The following is a 1,799-nucleotide window of genomic DNA, read 5'->3' as shown; positions in this document are numbered from 1 at the left end:
GCGGGTGGGCAGCCACCGCCCGGCCCCTACCCCTCGAGGGGGAGATAGCAGGCCTACCGGGCCAGAACCCGGACCCGGGCGGGCGCTTCCGCGGCAGCCGCAGCCCTGCTGGTCTCGCGGATGATCAGCAGGCCGTTGACCACCATCAGGGTCGCGGTCAGGCAGTGGACGCCGAGCGCGATGGCCACGGAGCCGTGGTGGGCCAGCACGTTGGTCATGTCACCGTACGCGGCGAGGGCCTCCACCATCAGGGCCCAGCCCAGCGCCCGGCGATGGCCCGTCACCAGCAGGACGCCCAGGACCAGGGCCAGGACGACGTCGCGGATGCCCTTGACGACCAGGAAGCCGTCACCATCACCGGACGGCCAGCCCGGCAGGCCGTAGCCCGGCGCCGTCGTCTCCGGACTCAGGATGTACTCCGTCCCGAACCAGAGGATGAAAAGAATGAAGGCGGCGGCCAGGACGGTGTTGATCTTCTTCAGCGACATGTTCTTCTCCTTCTCGTCCCGCCGAGTCAGGCGAGGGCGGCGACCAGCAGGGTGAACGCGGCGATGATGACGGCGACGCGGACGTAGTGGTAGCGCTCCCAGCGGCGCAGCTGCTCCTTCCAGTCGGCCGGCCGGTTCCCGGGGGTCCAGGTCTTGTTCCGGTTGTTGATCGGGACGAGCAGCAGCACGGACATGACCACGCTGACCAGCAGCAGTCCGGCGGCGGTGACGACGAGTCCGGCACCGTGGTGGTGCCATCCGGCAATGGCCCAGATCGCACTGAGGACGAGCGAGCCCACGTACCAGAACGACATCAGGGCGCCGAGTATCCGGCCGCCGTGAGCATGGCCCAGCTGACCGCTGTCCTCGGGAAGCGCGTTCAGGATCCGGTTCATGACGAAGACGACGGAGAACTCCACCCCCACCATCACGCCGACGACAACGGTGGTGACGACCTCGACTGCGCTGAGCATGACGACCTCCGAACTAGCGTTGCTAGATGTTGATGCAACGCTAGACCTACTAACGCTCGATTGTCTAGCGGTGCTAGGATCTCCCCATGTCGGTACAGGAACGCAAGCAGCGCGAACGGGCGGAACGTGAGCGCCTCATCGTGGCGACGGCCCGCGAACTCGCCGAGCAGCAGGGCTGGGACGCGGTCACCACCCGCCGGCTCGCCGAGCGCATCGAATACAGCCAGCCCGTCCTCTACAGCCACTTCCGGGGCAAGCGCGAGATCATCGGCGCCGTCGCCCTGGAGGGCGCCACCGAAATGGCCGTGGCGATGCGGGCCGCGACCTCCAGCGCGAACGGCCCGCGCGAGCGGGTCACCGCCCTCGCCCGCGCCTACCTCGACTTCGCCGCACGCAACCCGGCGGTCTACGACGCCCTGTTCCAGCTCGACGGCGGCCTCGCGTACGCGCAGGAGGACACCCCGGAGCCCCTGAAGGACGCCTTTGCCGCGCTGATGGAGACCCTGAGCGAGGTCGCCGGGGACGGCGTCGACCCGGGGCTGTTCACCGAGGTCTTCTGGGCGTCCCTGCACGGCCTGGCCACCCTGACCCGCACGGGCCGCCTGCTGCCCGAGCACGCCGAGCCGAGGATTCAACTCCTGGTGGACCGACTGGCCAAGCCCTGACCTGCCCGGGCCCCCAAGAGTTCACCAGCCCAAGAAGACCGCCGGCCGCCAAGAAAAGAGAAGCGCGTAGCGATCTGACGCGCCCATCGGCTCCGGATGCCCTTCTCGTCGGCATGTCGTGCAGGTAGCGACCCCAGGCGGGCGGTGGACGCTGAGACGGGAGGAGCGCGTAG

The 1,799-nt window shown here is 68.8% G+C and carries 3 protein-coding genes; 1 reads left to right on the top strand and 2 read right to left on the bottom strand.

The features are described from left to right. Positions 1–53: 53 nt before the first annotated feature. The gene (locus VR44_RS39600; RefSeq protein WP_045952543.1) at positions 54–488 is read right to left on the bottom strand and encodes a DUF4267 domain-containing protein; all 435 of its coding nucleotides are present in this window, start codon (positions 486–488) and stop codon (positions 54–56) included. A gap of 26 nt (positions 489–514) precedes the next feature. Further along, positions 515–961, bottom strand: a complete 447-nt coding sequence (locus VR44_RS39595; protein WP_045952542.1) for an anthrone oxygenase family protein — start codon at positions 959–961, stop codon at positions 515–517. A gap of 86 nt (positions 962–1,047) precedes the next feature. On the opposite strand from VR44_RS39595, the gene VR44_RS39590 reads away from it, so the two are divergent. Beyond that, positions 1,048–1,626, top strand: coding sequence for a TetR/AcrR family transcriptional regulator (locus VR44_RS39590; protein WP_045952541.1), 579 nt, complete (start codon positions 1,048–1,050; stop codon positions 1,624–1,626). Positions 1,627–1,799 lie beyond the last annotated feature (173 nt).

The sequence above is a fragment of the Streptomyces katrae genome, assembly GCF_000966975.1.
In the GTDB taxonomy this organism is placed as follows: Bacteria; Actinomycetota; Actinomycetes; order Streptomycetales; family Streptomycetaceae; genus Streptomyces; species Streptomyces katrae.
This window is presented reverse-complemented; position numbering and strand designations above follow the sequence as displayed.